Source organism: Rathayibacter sp. AY1F8, from assembly GCF_002932165.1.
Taxonomy (GTDB): Bacteria; Actinomycetota; Actinomycetes; order Actinomycetales; family Microbacteriaceae; genus Rathayibacter.
The window spans coordinates 132,684-148,485 of sequence record NZ_PSVB01000007.1; the positions used below are offsets into that span (position 1 = coordinate 132,684).

The window sequence follows — 15,802 nt, forward strand, 5'->3', positions numbered from 1 at the left end:
CGCTCGCGGCCGACGTGCGAGAGAAGGACCCATGACCGGACGCACCCGTCGCCCCCTCACCACCGCCCTCGCGACCGTCGCCGCGGCCGGAGCCGTCGCCGCGGCCTGGGGCATCGGCGTCGAGCGGACGCTGTTCACCGTCCGGCGCACGTCGTTCCCGGTGCTGCCCGCCGGTTCCGAGCCGATCCGCGTCCTGCACGTGTCGGACCTGCACATGGCCCCGTGGCAGACGAAGAAGCAGGAGTGGATCCGCTCGCTCCTCGCCCTGGCGCCCGACGTCGTGGTCGACACCGGCGACAACCTCGGCCACCGCGACGGCGTGCTCGGCATCCGCCGGGCCCTGGAGCCCTTCGCCGGGATCCCCGGCGCCTTCGTCAACGGATCCAACGACTACTTCGGCCCTCGGATCAAGAACCCGCTCCGCTACTTCGTCGGCCCCTCCAAGAACCCCAAGCAGCACGAGGCCGATCTCGACACCGACGGGCTGACCGGCTTCTTCTCGGACGGGCTCGGGTGGGTGGACCTCAACAACCGCGCCGAGAGCATCACGGTGAAGGGGACGCGCATCGAGTTCTTCGGCGTCGACGACCCGCACATCGGCCTCGACCGCATCGACCTCGTCGCCGGAGCCGTGGACGAGCTGCGCGGCGCGGAGGACGGACCGGCCGGGGTCAGCATCGGCGTGGCGCACGCGCCCTACCAGCGCATCCTCGACGACTTCGTCGCCCGCGGCGCCGAGGTGATCCTCGCCGGGCACACGCACGGCGGGCAGGTCTGCGTCCCGGGCTTCGGCGCCCTCGTCACCAACTGCGACATCCCGCGCGACAAGGTCGCCGGCTCGACGACGTGGGACAACGGACTGCGCAGCTCGTACCTCAACGTGTCCGCCGGAGTCGGCACCTCGATCTACGCACCGGTGCGCTTCGCCTGCCGGCCCGAGGTGACCCTCGTCACGCTCACTCCGGCGGCCTGACGAGGGGTGTCCGACGGCGGTCCGGAAATCGGCTACTATTGTCGAGGCTCGTGAGCGGTTCTCCGTGATGAGCACACCGGGGTGTGGCGCAGCTTGGTAGCGCGCCTCGTTCGGGACGAGGAGGTCGTGGGTTCGAATCCCGCTACCCCGACCGGTGAGAAGCCCGGCCAGGATCGATGATCCGGCCGGGCTTCGTCGTTCCCGGGGCGTTCTCGGAATTCTGCTGTGGCGGGGCTCGCCCGCAGGCGGATGCTCGCCCGGGCCGGAGCCTGGTCGACGACGGAGCCGGCGCGATCACCGCCCCGCGCTCTCCGGCTCGAGCACCCCTGACGGCGTCCCGAGCGTCCTGCGCACGGGCGTGCCTCCAGCCCACTCCCCCGCGCCTCCCGGCCCGATCCCAGCAGCCGGGAGCGAGACTGTTCTTCCGCCGTCGTCGCCGCCCCCGCCCGACGACCGACGAGAGGAGCACCGTGACCCGGTCGCTCACCCGCCTCACCCTCGCCATCAGCGTGCCCTACGTGGTCGCGCTCGCAGCCATCGCCTTCTGGCCGACGCCCGTCGATGCGGGAGTGCGGGGGGATCTCGGCCGGGTGACCTCCTGGTTCGCCCGGCACGGCCTCCCGATGGTCGACTACGCGTTCATCGAGTCGACCGCCAACATCGCCCTGTTCGTGCCCCTGGGGCTGCTCCTGGCCCTCAACCTGCGGCTCCGGAGGGCGTGGGTCGCTGTGGCCGTCGGCGCCGTCGTGAGCTCGCTGATCGAGGCGGGCCAGCTGCTCTTCCTCTCGGCGCGCTTCGCGACCGTCGACGACGTCGTGATGAACACCTCCGGCGCGCTTCTCGGCGCGGTCGCCGGCGTCCTGCTCCGGATGGTCGTCCGCGCACGACGACGCCGGAGGGCGGCGGAGTGGGACGACGCCTTCGCGCACATCCCCCTCCGCGGCACCTCCGGCGTGGTGGCGGATCAGCCGAGCCGCGTCCGCTGAGACGACGGCTCCGCCGCGTCAGCGGCCGAGGCCGCGGTACTCCCAGCCGGCAGCACGCCAGGCGGCGGGGTCGAGGCAGTTGCGACCGTCGACGAGGAAGGTGTTGGCCACCTTCGCCGCCGTGGCCGCGGGGTCGAGGGCGCGGAACTGCTTCCACTCCGTCACGACGACCACGGCGTCGGCACCGGCCAGCGCCTCGTCGACGTCGGTCGTGTAGGTGATCTCGGGGTAGCGGCGGCGCGAGTTCTCGATCGCCTCGGGGTCGGTCGCGACCACGGTCGCACCGAGGTCGTGCAGGCGAGCGGCGACGTCGAGCGACGGCGAGTCGCGGATGTCGTCCGACTCCGGCTTGAACGCCAGACCGAGCACCGCGATGCGGCGGCCCTCGACGGAGCCGCCCAGGCCCTCGGTGACGAGGTCGACGACGCGCTGACGGCGACGCAGGTTGATCGCGTCGACCTCTTTGAGGAAGGCGACGGACTCGCCGACGCCGAGCTCGTCGGCGCGGGCAGAGAAGGCGCGGATGTCCTTCGGGAGGCAGCCGCCTCCGAAGCCGATGCCCGCGTTCAGGAAGCGGCGGCCGATCCGCACGTCGTAGCCGATCGCGTCGGCGAGCTGCGTGACGTCCGCGCCGGTGACCTCCGCGATCTCGGCGATCGCGTTGATGAACGAGATCTTGGTCGCGAGGAAGGCGTTGGCCGAGACCTTCACCAGCTCGGCGGTGGCGTAGTCGGTGACCACGAGCGGGGTCTCGGCCGCGAGCGCCGTCGCGTAGACCTCGTCGAGGGTCGCCTTCGCCGCTGCTCCGGCCTCGCCCGCGGGCACGCCGTAGACGAGCCGGTCGGGGCTGATCGTGTCCTTGACCGCGAAGCCCTCGCGGAGGAACTCGGGGTTCCAGGCGAGGGTCGCACCGGAGGAGGCGATGCGGTCGGCCAGGCGGGCGGCGGTGCCGACGGGGACGGTCGACTTGCCGACGACGAGGGAGTCCGCCTCGAGGTAGGGCAGGAGACCGTCGATCGCCGAGTCGACGTAGGTCATGTCCGCGGCGTTCTCGCCCGGCTTCTGCGGGGTGCCGACGGCGACGAAGTGCACGGCCGCACCGGCGGCGTCGGCCATGTCGGTCGAGAAGCGCAGGCGCCCGGAGGCGACGCCGGAGGACAGCAGCTCCGGGAGGCCGGGCTCGAAGAACGGCGCGGTGCCGGCGGCCAGGGCGTCGATCTTCTTCTGGTCGACGTCGATGCCGATGACGTCGTGGCCGAGCTCGGCCATGGCGGCAGCGTGGACGGCACCGAGGTAGCCGCAGCCGATGACAGAAAGCTTCACAGGGGTTCTCCGAATCGTGGCGGGTTCGTGTCGCGGTCGCGACGGTGAGGAGGAGCGATGCGATGCGGCGAGGCGTCAGCGCGCCCGCGGACGCGCGACTACCGCCGCGCCAATGCTCTCAGATCGCGGGAGACGTCGGCGACAGCCGCCGCGATCTGCGCCGCCACGCGCTCGTGCACGGCCTCGCTGCGGCCGATCGGGTCCTCGATGTCGTCGCCGCCCTCGCCCCGCGGGGCGCGCCCGCGGTGGGCGGCGGCGAGCCGCACGACGGCGCGGAGCCGCGCGGCGGGGTCCTCGACCGTCGGCAGCGGCACCTCCCGCAGCACGAACGGCAGCACGCGGGCGAACTCGAGCAGCGTGAAGCCGCGGAGGAGGAGCGACGGGAAGCGCCGGGAGGCGTCGACCAGGTGGTCGCGCGTCATCGTGAGCAGGAGGTCGGCGTCGCCGACGATCGCGTCGCCGAGCACCGCGCTCGTGTGCGCGGCCGGGTCTCCCCCGTGCTGAGCCGAGAAGCGGGCCGAGACCGGGTCCATCGGCAGTCCGTCGCGCGTCCTCACTCCGGCGCTCGTGAACGCGAAGAGCGGACCTCCCGCGGGTGATGTCGCGTCGGCGAGTGCGGCGCGCAGCAGCTGCTCCGCCATCGGCGACCGGCAGATGTTGCCGGTGCAGACCGAGAGCACGGTGAAGACGGGGGCGGCGGAGGCGGCGACCGGTTCGTCCGGTCGCCAGCTCCGGCGGGCGGGGCGGGCGGAGTCGTCTCCCGGGAAGATCATCGCGGGGCGCTCAGGCCGAGGTCGACGCGGGCTCGGGCTCGACGGCCGTGTCCGGGCGGGCACCCGATCGCTCGGAGCCGTAGTAGCTCGTGTAGTAGTAGCCGTAGCCCCGGCCGACCTGGCCGCGCGCGGGCACGCGGTTGAGGATCACGCCGAGGGTGTGGCCGCTGACCCGCTCGATGTTCTGGATCGCCTTGCCCAGCTCGTCGGTCGTCGTCCTGCCCGCGGAGATGACCACGAGCGCGCCGTCGGTGCGGGCGGTGAGGATGGCGCCGTCCGTGACGGGCAGGAGCGGCGGCGCATCGACGATCACGATGGCCTCGCGAGCGATCTCGTGCAGGAGGATGTCCATGCCGTTGGAGCCGAGCAGCTCGGACGGGTTCGGCGGGATCGACCCGGCTCCGAGCACCCAGAGGTTGCCGGACGGGCCCCACGGCTGCAGGACGTCCTGCAGTTCCGCCTTGCCGATCAGCAGGTCGGTCAGGCCGACGCCGGGAACGAGGCCGAACGACTTGGCGACGGTGGGCTTGCGGAGGTCGCCATCGACGACGACGGTCCGCTGGCCGGAGGCGGCAAGCGTCACCGCGAGGTTCGCGGTCACCGTCGACTTGCCGTCCGAGGGCAGCGGGCTCGTCACGACGATGATGCGCGGCGGGCTGTCGATGTTCATGAACTGCAGGTTCGTGCGGAGCTCGCGCAGCGCCTCGGCGAGTGCGTGCTTGCCGTCGGCCTTGATGTAGTCGGTCGTGTCGGCCTCGGGGACGATGCGGTTGGTCTCGCTGAGGCGCTTGTCGACGGGGAGGGTGCCGACCACGGGGAGGTCGAACAGGCGCTCGACCATCTCGGCGGTGCGGATGCGCCGGTCCAGCGTGTTGCGGACGAACGCGTAGACGAGACCGAGGACGAGGCCCGCGAGCGCGCCGACCGCGAGGACGAGGCGCAGGTTCGGGAACGCCGGCGAGGACGGGAGCGCCGCGGCCTGCAGAACGGTGAGGGAGACCGTGTCGCCGACGCCCGTCTCCTGGTTGACCTGCTGCACCTTGGTGGCGATGGCCGCGACCCAGGCGTCGGCGAGCTTCTGCGCGCCCTCGGGGGTGGAGGCGGTGGCGCTGACCTTCATCACCGGGGCGACCGTGTCGGCCTGCACCGTGATCGCCGAGATCAGCGTGGCGGGCGAGACGTCGAGGCCGAGGCTGTCGATCGCGATCTGCGCCACGTCGCGCGAGGTGGCGATCGGGACGTACGTGGCGAGGCTCGACTTGGCGACGGACTGCGCGATCTGCTGCGTGTAGATCGCCTGGCTGTCGTCGGCACCGGTGGTGGCGACGGAGACCAGGCCCTGCGAGTCGGCGACGTACCGCGGCTTCTGCGTCAGCGACCAGCCGAAGGCGACGAGAGTGCCGAGGAGGATCGCCGCGACGATCGGGATCCAGTGGTCGCGCAGCAGCCGGAGGACGTCTCGAAGTTCCACAGAGTCAGATTTCCTTCGCTGGTACGGATCACGCGGCGGGCGCCGGCGACGGGTTCTTCCGAATTCTGACACAGCGCTTCCGCGCCCTCGGCGCCAGGCGCGTCAACCGTGCCACCTGTCGGGGGTGGGCTCCGGCGGAGTCCCTCTCGTGATCACTCCGAGGCCCTCGAGCTCGACGACCGCCGACTCGACGACCGCCTCCGCATCGACGCCGGCGGGCGGCGGGCCCGCCTCCTCGAGCACCGCGGCGACGAGACCGGGCAGATCGGAGCCCCGGCCGGCGTGGCGCCAGATCGTCGGGCCGATGCCGGACAGGCGCACGAGGGTGCCGCCGCAGAACACGAGCAGCTGGCCGTCGGCGAGCTCCACCGCGTCGTCCGCAGGGGTGCGCAGGACGGTGCCGGGCAGGGCCTCGCCCACAGGGTCGAGCTGCACGGAGACCACGTCGGACCAGGCGGACGGGGCCTCGGCGCCGAGGGACGCGAAGACCTCCTCGACCAGGTGCACCACGCTCGCGGCCTCGGAGTAGACCAGTCGCCGGACGCCGCCCAGCGCCGAGAGGGTGCGGACGAGATCGGCGATCGGCCGCGGTCGGGCCGAGAGGTACGAGGTCTGCGGCACCAGATCCTCGATCGCGTCGACCGGGTCGACGTGCTCGAGGAAGGGCGTCCCGACGCCGTCGCGGCGCTCGAGCAGGAGGACGCCCGCCAGACGCAGGGGCGCCTCCGGGACCGGTCGGAGGGCGAGCGACCCGGGGGCCAGCTGCGCCTTCGGCGCCGATCCGGTCAGCGGCTTCACCGACAGCGGCTTGGGATAGGGCAGGACGCGCCCCTCCGGGGTCACGCCGACCGTCTCGTCGGTGACGTAGCCGAAGCGGGACCCGAGCGTCCGGGCGATGGTGGTCTTGCCGGTCCCGGAGGCGGCGACGAAGGCCAGCACGCGGCCGGACTCGTCGGAGATCCCGCAGGCGTGGAGCATCAGCAGGTCGGCGCGCCGGGCGCCGATCGCCTCGAGGGTCAGGGTCGAGGTCAGGGACTCCTCGAGCTGCGCGAGCGTGGCGCTCGAGACCCGGGGCGAGCCGTCGACCGGGACGGAGGGATCGTGCCCCACCTCGGCGAGGACGTCGCGTGCTCCCGCGTCGGGCTCGGACGCGCAGGCGGCCCAGCTGTCGGCGATCCGCGCCGCGTCCTCGTCGCCGACGCCGCGTCCGAAGACCACGCGGAACGGGGTCTCGAGGACCGAGACGGACAGGGTGCGGGGCTCGGCGCCCCTCCCCCCGGCGATCAGTACGCCCCGTCGCGGGCGAGGACGGCGCGCGCGGTCTTGAAGAGGATGACGATGTCGCCGGTCATCGACCAGTTCTCGACGTAGTACAGGTCGAGGCGGACGGTGTCCTCCCACGAGAGGTTCGAGCGTCCGCTGACCTGCCAGAGCCCGGTGATGCCCGGCTTCATCAGGAAGCGGCGGTGCACGTGCTCCTCGTACTGCTCGACCTCGCGGGCCAGCGGCGGGCGGGGGCCGATCAGGGACATGTCGCCGCGGAAGACGTTCAGGAACTGGGGCAGCTCGTCGAGGCTGAAGCGCCGGAGGATCGCGCCCACCCGGGTGACGCGCGGGTCCTTCGCCATCTTGAAGAGGATCGAGTTCCCCTCCGCACGCTGCTGCGACGCGAGAGCCGCCAGTCGCGCCTCCGCGTCGACGACCATCGAGCGGAACTTCAGCATCTCGAAGGTCGCGCCGTTCAGACCGATGCGCTCCTGCCGGAAGAGCACGGGCCCGGGGCTGGTGACCTTGACCAGCACGGCGACGACGACGAGCACCGGCGCGCTGAGGATGATCAGCATGGTCGACGCGAGGATGTCGAAGAGGCGCTTGGCGAACCGCTGGCGGCCGTCGAAGCGCGGGGTCTCGACGTGGATCAGCGGAAGGCCCGCGACGGGGCGGGTGTGGATGCGCGGACCGCCGATGTCGGTGAGGCTCGGCGCCACGACGAGGTGCTCGCGCCCGGGCTCGAGCGTCCAGCTCAGCTCGCGGATCCGCTGCGGCGCCAGCTCGTCGGAGCTCGTGACGACCACCGTGTCGGCGCCGGTGGCGTCCATCACGGCGCGGACGCCGTCGATCCCGGTGAACCCGTGGACCGCGAGGCCCGAGAGCTCCTGCTCGCTCCGCAGCGCGTCCGCACCGCCGACCGAGGTCGAGACGGCGCCGACGAGCTTGTAGCCGGCCTCGGTGCCGCGGCGCAGCTCGCGTGCGGTGTGCAGGACGCTCGCGCGGGAGCCGAGGAGCACGACCTGGCTCGAGAAGCGGCCCGCCCGGCGCTGCCGGGTGAGCCAGGAGCGCCAGACCAGGCGGCCGACGCAGATCAGCACGATCCCGGCGGGGAACGCCGTGATGATGTAGCCGCGCGCGAGCAGGATCTGGAGCAGGTAGGCGATGATCGCGACGATGCCGAAGAGCCAGATGGAGGCGTCGACGACGCGGCGGTACTCGACGTAGCCGGTGCCGACGATCCGGCGGTCGCGCGTGTCGAAGACCTGGAGGGCGAGGAGCCAGCCGACCGACAGGGCGACGGACACCCAGGTGTAGCTGACCGCGATGTCGGCGGGGTTCTTGAACCCCAGGTCCGAGTTCAGGTTCAGGTCGAACCAGAAGAGCTGCGTGCCGAAGACGGAGAGGACGATCGCGACGACGTCCGTGATGAGCAGCCGTCGCCGGTAGTCCTGCTCCCACGACGGCCGACGCCTCAGCGGTGCCCCTTGCGCCGTCATCGTTTCCCCCGACCTTTCCTGCTGCTTCGAAAGGCGTAATTCCGTTTCCGGTGTTGTCACGTCGTCAGGCTACCCACTTCCTCGTTTCGGAGGGGTGTCGCGCCGGTGAGGAACGCTCGACCGGTCACCCGCGGAGCCGGCCGCGGCTCTCCTGGAGGTAGCACGCGCCGCACAGCGACTCGTAGGTGACCGCCGTTCCGTCGATCGCGACCTGATCGCCGTCGAACACGAAGCGGCCGTCCACGACGCGCCCGTTGAAGATCGCTTTGCGCCCGCACCGGCAGATCGTCTTCAGCTCCTCGAGGCTGTGGGCGATCTCCAGGAGCCGCCTGCTTCCCGGGAACGCGGCGGTGCGGAAGTCCGTGCGGATGCCGTACGCCAGGACGGGCACGTTCTCGAGGATGGCGATCCGGAGCAGATCGTCGACGTGCGACTCCGGCAGGAACTGCGCCTCGTCGACGAGCAGAGCACTCACGTCGCGCTTCGACTCGGCCAGCACGCGGGCCCGGGCGGCGGTGAAGACGGCCACCGGGTCCCCGTCGGGCTCGAACAGGATGTCCACCGGACGGGTCACGCCGAGCCGCGACACGATCAGCTCCTCGCCCTTCGTGTCGACGGCCGGCTTGGCCAGCAGCACCCGGTGCCCGCGCTCCTCGTAGTTGTGCGCGGCCTGCAGGAGCGACGTGCTCTTCCCGCTGTTCATCGCTCCGTAGCGGAAGTACAGCTTGGCCATCAGGTCTCCTCGGGGCGGGTCCGGGGGCGGGGCCCCCGGGGTGAGCAGGGGCCGGTCACGGGAGGAACCCGTCCTCGCCGGCGCGGCGGATCAGGTCGGCCCGGCGGCTCGCGGGCCTGCCGACCGCGACGTACTTGCGGCGCACTCGCTGCAGGTAGGTCTTTGCGGTCTCGAACTGCACGTTCATCTTGGCGGCGACCTCGGGGGTGCTCGATCCGGACGCGTAGAGGCGCAGCGCCTCCAGCTCGCCGGCGCTGAGCCGTGGGCGCTGCTGCGCCGCGACTCCGGACGGCAGGGGCCGCCACTGCGCGGACGAGACGTCGGCCGAGCGCATCTCGAGAGCAGCGCGGGTCTGCTCCATCACCTCAGCGAGCAGGCGCGACTTCGCCAGGTGCCGCACGGCTCCGGCCTTCAGGGCGCGCTCGCGGACCTCGTCGTCCTCGCTCGCGGAGAGCGCCACGACCGCGGCTCCCGCCGCCCGGCAGGTCCGGATCCGCGCCTCGATCGAGATCGGCTCGCGCAGCTCGACGTCCATCACGACCACCTGGGTGGGGAAGACATCGCTCGTCACCAGGTCGTGCCAGGTGGAGGCGGCCACGACGACCTCGAAGTCCGGGGCGTGGGTGCGGATCCACGCGCTCGTCGCCGCGAGCAGGTCCTCGCGCGGGTCGAGCAGGCCGAGCCGGACCGCACGGGGTGGCGCGTCGCGGGCGCTCCGGGCGGAGGAGCCCGAGGGCTCACCGGAGCGGGTGACCATGCGGACGATCCTAGCCGCGGCCGGGCCCGCCCCCGGCTCAGAACAGCGTCGGCTGCCCGACGCCGGGCAGGATCGCGGCGCGCTCCGGCCCGAGCTCCCCGACCAGCAGCCCGTCGTGCTGGAGGGAGCGCCGCTCGCCGCCGAGGGTCCGCAGCGTCCCCAGCGAATTCAGGGCGGAGGACTTGACGGAGCCGGTGGCCGGGTCCTCCTCGCCGCGCTCGAGCCCGTGCGCGCGCATCAGCGGGCGGATGCGCGCGGAGAGCCAGCGCCGGTACTCGAGAGGCGCGTAGGCGTCGCGGCCCGGGTAGAGCGCTCGGTACTTGTCGACCAGCTCGGGGTGCTCCTGCCCGAGCCACTGCAGGAACCACTCCTTCACCCCGGGCTTGAGGTAGAGAGTCGAGTACATGATCGTGCTGGCGCCCGCCTCGCGGCAGGCCCGGAGCGACTCGTCGAGGTGCGCCCGGGTGTCGGTGAGGAACGGCAGGATCGGCATCAGGAACACCGAGCAGTCGAAGCCGGCCTCCCGTGCCGCGGTGACCGTCGCCAGCCTGGCCGCCGCGGTCGGCGCACCCGGCTCGACGGAGCGCTGGAGGCCCTCGTCGTAGACGGCGATCGACACTCCGAGGTCGACCGGGACGTGCTCGGCGGCCTCGCGGAGCAGCGGCAGGTCTCGCCGCAGCAGCGAGCCCTTCGTGAGGATCGAGATCGGGGTGCCCGAGGCGGCGAGCGCGGCGATGATGCCCGGCATCAGCCGGTAGCGGCCCTCGGCGCGCTGGTACGGATCGGTGTTGGTGCCGAGTGCCACGGGGTGCCGCTCCCAGCTCGGCTTCGCGAGCTCCCGGGTGAGGACCTCGGCGACGTTCACCTTCACGACGATCTGCGAGTCGAAGTCGCGGCCGCCGTCGAACTCGAGGTACTCGTGCGTGGGCCGGGCGAAGCAGTAGGTGCAGGCGTGGGTGCAGCCGCGCATCGGGTTGATGCTCCAGCCGAACGGCATCTTCGAGGAGGTGTGCACGCGGTTGAGCGCCGACTTCGCGAGCACCTCGTAGAAGGTGACGCCCTCGAACTCCGGCGTGCGCACCGTCCGCACCAGGTCGGTGAGCTTGACGAGGCCGGGCAGGGCGGCCTCGTCGGCCGTGCCGATCGACTGCCCGCTCCACCTCATGGAGCCATTAGAACATACGTTCGAACGGATCGCAGCCGATCAGACCGAGGCGGACAGCTCCAGCGTCTCGGCGGTCGCGGTGACCGTCTGCTCGGCCTTCTCGGGCGCGTCGTTGAGGGTCGAGCCGTAGCTCGGCACCAGCGCGCGGATCCGCGGCTCCCAGGCCTTCATCCGGTCGGGGAAGCACTTCTGCACGATGTCGAGCATGATCGGCACGGCGGTCGAGGCTCCGGGCGAGGCGCCGAGCAGGCCGGCGATCGTGCCGTCCCCTCCGGTGATGACCTCGGTGCCGAACTGCAGCACGCCGCCCTTCTTCTCGTCCTTCTTCATCACCTGGACGCGCTGGCCGGCGGTGATCAGGTACCAGTCCTCGTCGCGGGCGGTGGGCAGGAACTCGCGCAGGGCCTTCATCTTCTTGCCACGGCCGGCGAGCACCTCGCCGATCAGGTACTTCATCAGGTCGAGGTTGTCGCGGGCGACCGCGAGCATCGGGCCGATGTTGTGCGGCCGGATCGACAGGGGCAGGTCGAGCCACGAGCCCCGCTTCAGGAACTTGGGCGTGAAGCCCGCGTAGGGGCCGAAGAGGAGGGACGACTCGCCGTCGACGACGCGCGCATCGAGGTGCGGCACCGACATCGGGGGCGCGCCGACGGCGGCCTTGCCGTAGACCTTCGCCTTGTGCCGGGCGACCAGCTCGGGGTTGTCGGTGCGGAGGAACTGGCCCGAGATCGGGAAGCCTCCGAAGCCCTTGATCTCGGGGATGCCCGACTTCTGCAGGAGGTGCAGCGCACCGCCGCCGGCGCCGACGAAGACGAAGCGGGCGGTCACCGACTGGGGCGTGCCTCCGACGACCTGCTTGAGGTCGAGGCGCCAGGTGCCGTCCTTCTGCCGGGTGATGTCGGTGACCTCGCGGCCGGTGTCGAGCGTGCCGCCGTGGGCGACGACGTGGTCGAACAGCTGGTGGGTCAGCGAGCCGAAGTCGACGTCGGTGCCGGCCGGCATGCGCGTCGCCGCGTAGGGGCCGCCGCCGGCGGGACGCTGCTCCATCAGCAGGGGCGCCCACTCGTGGATGGTCTTGACGCTCTCGGTGAACTCGATGCCGGCGAACAGCGGCTGGTCCTTGAGCGCCTCGTAGCGCTTCCGGAGGTACTCGACGTTGGCCTCGCCGTGCACGAAGGTCATGTGCGGCGCCGGGTTGATGAAGCTGGAGGGCTCGAGGATGTCGCCCGACTCCACCAGGCTCGACCAGAACTGGCGCGAGATCTGGAACTGCTCGTTGATCTGGATCGCCTTGGCCGGGTCGACGGAGCCGTCGGCCGCCTCGGGCATGTAGTTCAGCTCGCAGAGGGCCGCGTGACCGGTGCCCGCGTTGTTCCACGGGTTCGACGACTCCTGCGCCACGTCGCCGAGGCGCTCGTAGGCGGCGATCGTCCAGTCGGGCTGCAGCTGGGTGATGAGGGCGCCGAGCGTGGCGCTCATGATGCCCCCACCGATGAGGGCGACGTCGACCGGTTCCGAGGAGTTCACGAGAGTCGAGTTTACGCTCGCCCGCGGACGCCGCGGCGGGGAGGGGCCCCGCTCCCCCATCAAATTCGCGGCTTTTCCACCCGGAAGGGGCCGGAGCGCTCAGCGCCGGCCCCGTCCACGCCGGTCAGGAGACGGGCTGCTTCGCCGCGATGAGCTCGGCGATCTGCACGGCGTTCAGGGCCGCGCCCTTGCGGAGGTTGTCGTTGCTGATGAAGAGCGCGAGGCCGCGTCCCTCCGGGGCGCCCTCGTCGGCGCGGATGCGGCCGACGAAGCTCGGGTCCTTGCCCGCGGCCTCCAGCGGAGTCGGCACCTCGCGCAGCACGACGCCGGGCGCGTCGGCCAGCAACTCGCGAGCACGCTCGGGGCTGAGGGCGGAGGCGAACTCGGCGTTGACGGAGAGCGAGTGGCCGGTGAACACGGGGACGCGCACGCAGGTGCCCGAGACCAGCAGCTCCGGGAGCTCGAGGATGCGGCGGCTCTCGTTACGGAGCTTCTTCTCCTCGTCGGTCTCGTTCGAGCCGTCCTCGACCAGGCTCCCCGCGAAGGGGATGACGTCGAAGGCGATCGGGGCGACGTACTTGTCCGGCGCGGGGAAGTCGACCGCCGAGCCGTCGTGCACTAGGTCGAGCAGGTGCTCGTCGGCGACGGCGGCGCGGACCTGGCCGGCCAGCTCGTTCGCTCCGGCCAGCCCGCTGCCGGACACGGCCTGGTAGGTGCTGACGATCAGGCGCGTGAGCCCCGCCTCGCGGTCGAGGACCTTGAGGATCGGCATCGCGGCCATCGTGGTGCAGTTGGGGTTGGCGATGATGCCCTTGACCGCCTGGTCGATGGCGTGGGGGTTCACCTCGCTGACGACCAGCGGGACCTCGGGGTCCATCCGCCAGGCGCTGGAGTTGTCGATCACGGTGACGCCGGCCGCGGCGAAGCGGGGCGCCTGCGCGCGCGATCCCGTGGCTCCGGCCGAGAACAGGGCGATGTCGAGCCCCGACGGATCGGCGGTCTCCACGTCCTCGACCACGACGTCCTCGCCGCGGAACGGCAGCGTCGTGCCCGCCGAGCGGGCGGTGGCGAAGAAGCGGATGGACGCGATCGGGAAGTCGCGCTCCTCGAGGAGGCGGCGCATCACCTTCCCGACCTGGCCGGTCGCGCCGACGACGCCCACGTGGAGGGGGGTGCTGCTCATGCTGTGCTCTTTCGTCCGTGCGGCGCGCGGGCCGCTCGTGGCGGGGGGATCGAGGGAGAGGGTACCGGTCGGTCCGGCCGCTCGGGAGGAACGGCCGGATCGCGAGGGTGTCCGGCCGTCAGCGGCCGGTGCCGGCGTAGACGACGGCCTCGTCCTCGGCGTCGAGCCCGAAGGCGGTGTGCACGACGCGCAGAGCCTCGTTCACGGTGTCGGCGCGGGTGACGACCGAGATGCGGATCTCGCTCGTGGAGATCATCTCGATGTTGATCCCGGCCTCGTAGAGGGAGCGGAACAGCTTCGCGGAGACGCCGGCGTTGGTGCGCATCCCGGCGCCCACGAGCGCGAGCTTGGCGATCTGGTCGTCGTACTGCAGGGACTCGAAGCCGACCTCGTCCTTCTCGGCGTTGAGAGCCATGAGGACCGTCTGGCCGTCGGCCTTGGGCAGGGTGAACGAGATGTCGGTGCGGGCGGTGGCCGCAGCCGACACGTTCTGCACGATCATGTCGATGTTGGAGCCGGTCTTGGCCACGATCGTGAAGATCTGCGCGGCCTTGCCCGGGATGTCGGGGACTCCGACGACGGTGATCTTCGCCTCGTTCAGGTCGGCGGCGACTCCGGCGATGATGGGCTCTTCCACGGCTTGTCCGTTCTGCTCGGCGCCGGCGGTCTCGGCGTTGTAGACGATGGTGCCCTCATTGGGGCTGAAGGAGGAGCGCACGTGGAGCGTGACTCCGTGGCGGCGGGCGAACTCGACGGCGCGGATGTGCAGCACCTTCGCTCCCGCGGCGGCCAGCTCGAGCATCTCCTCGCTGGTGATGCGATCGAGCTTGCGGGCCTTCTTGACGACCCGCGGGTCGGCGGTGAAGACGCCGTCGACGTCGGTGTAGATCTCGCAGGTGTCGGCGCCGAGTCCCGCGGCGAGCGCGACGGCGGTGGTGTCCGAGCCGCCGCGGCCGAGGGTGGTGATGTCCTTCGTGTCGCGGTTGAAGCCCTGGAAGCCCGCGACGATGACGACGGCGTTCTCGTCGAGCGCCTCGCGGAGGCGGACCGGGGTGATGTCGACGATGCGGGCGGCGCCGTGCTGCGCGTCCGTGATCATGCCGGCCTGGCTGCCGGTGAAGGAGCGGGCCTCGAAGCCCATGCTCTTGATCGCCATCGCCAGCAGCGCCATCGAGATGCGCTCGCCCGAGGAGAGCAGCATGTCGAGCTCGCGAGGGGCGGGGATGGGCGTGACCTGGTGGGCGAGCTCGAGCAGGTCGTCGGTGGTGTCGCCCATGGCCGAGACGGCGACGACCACGTCGTTGCCCGCCTGCTTGGTGGCGACGATCCGCTTCGCGACCCGCTTGATGCTCTCCGCGTCGGCGACGGAGGACCCGCCGAACTTCTGGACGATCAGGCTCACGTGCTGCTCCCGTGTCGGTGGCTGGACCGCCGTCGCGACCCGACGGGCGAGTCTACCGGTCGACCGCATGCCGGAGCGGTCATGCGACTCCGGCGGCCGCGTCAGTTCTCGACGAGCCGGCGGCCCTCGAAGGCGCGGCCGAGGGTGATCTCGTCGGCGTACTCGAGGTCTCCGCCGACGGGCAGCCCGGAGGCCAGACGGGTGATGCGGATGCCGAGGGTGCTGAGCATGCGCGAGAGATAGGTCGCCGTCGCCTCGCCCTCGAGGTTCGGGTCGGTCGCGATGATGACCTCCTGCACCTCGCCGTCCGCGAGCCGCTGCAGCAGCTGGCGGATGCGGAGCTGATCCGGGCCGATGCCGTCGATCGGGCTGATCGCGCCGCCGAGCACGTGGTAGAGCCCGCGGAACTCGCGGGTGCGCTCGATCGCCGGGACGTCCTTCGCCTCCTCCACGACGCAGATGACGGCGCGGCTGCGGCGCGGATCGCGGCAGATCCCGCAGGTCGCCTCCTCCGCCACGTTCCCGCAGATGTCGCAGAAGTGCACACGGCCGCGCAGCTCGAGCAGGATCTCGGCGAGCCGGGTGACGTCGAACGTCTCGGTCTGCAGGATGTGGAACGCGATGCGCTGGGCGGACTTCGGACCGATGCCGGGGAGCCGGCCGAGCTCGTCGATCAGCTCCTGGACGATGCCTTCGTACATGCGGTCGCCTCCTCTCGGGTGGGGCGGACGGGGGTGGCGG

At 71.6% G+C, this 15,802-nt stretch carries 14 protein-coding genes and 1 tRNA gene; 3 read left to right on the top strand and 12 right to left on the bottom strand.

Annotated features, from left to right (window positions below; genetic code table 11):
- Positions 1–31 precede the first annotated feature (31 nt).
- The 3 genes from C5C35_RS07855 (at position 32) to C5C35_RS17235 (ending at position 1,959) form a co-directional block, all read left to right on the top strand.
- Entirely contained in the window at positions 32–973 is a 942-nt protein-coding gene (locus C5C35_RS07855; RefSeq protein WP_104222183.1) for a metallophosphoesterase, read from the top strand.
- Positions 974–1,050: 77 nt separating this feature from the next.
- Positions 1,051–1,124, top strand: a tRNA-Pro gene (locus tag C5C35_RS07860).
- A 319-nt stretch (positions 1,125–1,443) separates the two neighbouring features.
- The gene (locus tag C5C35_RS17235; RefSeq protein ID WP_258059527.1) at positions 1,444–1,959 is read left to right on the top strand and encodes a VanZ family protein; all 516 of its coding nucleotides are present in this window, start codon (positions 1,444–1,446) and stop codon (positions 1,957–1,959) included.
- 18 nt (positions 1,960–1,977) lie between these two features.
- Here C5C35_RS17235 and C5C35_RS07870 read toward each other — a convergent pair whose 3' ends face one another.
- From C5C35_RS07870 to recR, 12 genes are all read right to left on the bottom strand, one after another.
- Complete coding sequence (locus C5C35_RS07870) at positions 1,978–3,282, bottom strand: UDP-glucose/GDP-mannose dehydrogenase family protein (RefSeq protein WP_104222179.1); 1,305 nt, start codon at positions 3,280–3,282, stop codon at positions 1,978–1,980.
- A 98-nt stretch (positions 3,283–3,380) separates the two neighbouring features.
- Positions 3,381–4,055: a low molecular weight phosphatase family protein gene (locus tag C5C35_RS07875; RefSeq protein ID WP_104227254.1), complete on the bottom strand. Its 675-nt coding sequence runs from the start codon at positions 4,053–4,055 to the stop codon at positions 3,381–3,383.
- Between the two features lie 10 nt (positions 4,056–4,065).
- The gene (locus C5C35_RS07880; RefSeq protein WP_181027156.1) at positions 4,066–5,526 is read right to left on the bottom strand and encodes a polysaccharide biosynthesis tyrosine autokinase; all 1,461 of its coding nucleotides are present in this window, start codon (positions 5,524–5,526) and stop codon (positions 4,066–4,068) included.
- 102 nt (positions 5,527–5,628) lie between these two features.
- The gene (locus C5C35_RS07885; protein ID WP_104227255.1) at positions 5,629–6,744 is read right to left on the bottom strand and encodes a hypothetical protein; all 1,116 of its coding nucleotides are present in this window, start codon (positions 6,742–6,744) and stop codon (positions 5,629–5,631) included.
- Positions 6,745–6,809: 65 nt separating this feature from the next.
- Complete coding sequence (locus tag C5C35_RS07890; protein WP_104222171.1) at positions 6,810–8,294, bottom strand: sugar transferase; 1,485 nt, start codon at positions 8,292–8,294, stop codon at positions 6,810–6,812.
- Positions 8,295–8,418: 124 nt separating this feature from the next.
- Positions 8,419–9,027, bottom strand: a complete 609-nt coding sequence (locus tag C5C35_RS07895) for a thymidine kinase (protein ID WP_104227256.1) — start codon at positions 9,025–9,027, stop codon at positions 8,419–8,421.
- A 55-nt stretch (positions 9,028–9,082) separates the two neighbouring features.
- Positions 9,083–9,784: a LuxR C-terminal-related transcriptional regulator gene (locus C5C35_RS07900; protein ID WP_146079007.1), complete on the bottom strand. Its 702-nt coding sequence runs from the start codon at positions 9,782–9,784 to the stop codon at positions 9,083–9,085.
- Positions 9,785–9,821: 37 nt separating this feature from the next.
- Complete coding sequence (locus tag C5C35_RS07905; protein ID WP_104227257.1) at positions 9,822–10,949, bottom strand: Rv2578c family radical SAM protein; 1,128 nt, start codon at positions 10,947–10,949, stop codon at positions 9,822–9,824.
- Between the two features lie 39 nt (positions 10,950–10,988).
- A complete protein-coding gene (locus C5C35_RS07910) occupies positions 10,989–12,536 on the bottom strand; it encodes a malate:quinone oxidoreductase (protein ID WP_104227258.1) in 1,548 nt (515 codons plus the stop codon).
- Between the two features lie 64 nt (positions 12,537–12,600).
- Positions 12,601–13,659, bottom strand: a complete 1,059-nt coding sequence (locus C5C35_RS07915) for an aspartate-semialdehyde dehydrogenase (RefSeq protein WP_104227259.1) — start codon at positions 13,657–13,659, stop codon at positions 12,601–12,603.
- Positions 13,660–13,777: 118 nt separating this feature from the next.
- On the bottom strand, positions 13,778–15,061 hold the full coding sequence (locus C5C35_RS07920; protein WP_104222160.1) for an aspartate kinase: 1,284 nt from the start codon (positions 15,059–15,061) through the stop codon (positions 13,778–13,780).
- Positions 15,062–15,162: 101 nt separating this feature from the next.
- Complete coding sequence (gene recR / locus C5C35_RS07925) at positions 15,163–15,762, bottom strand: recombination mediator RecR (protein WP_104222157.1); 600 nt, start codon at positions 15,760–15,762, stop codon at positions 15,163–15,165.
- Positions 15,763–15,802: the final 40 nt, after the last annotated feature.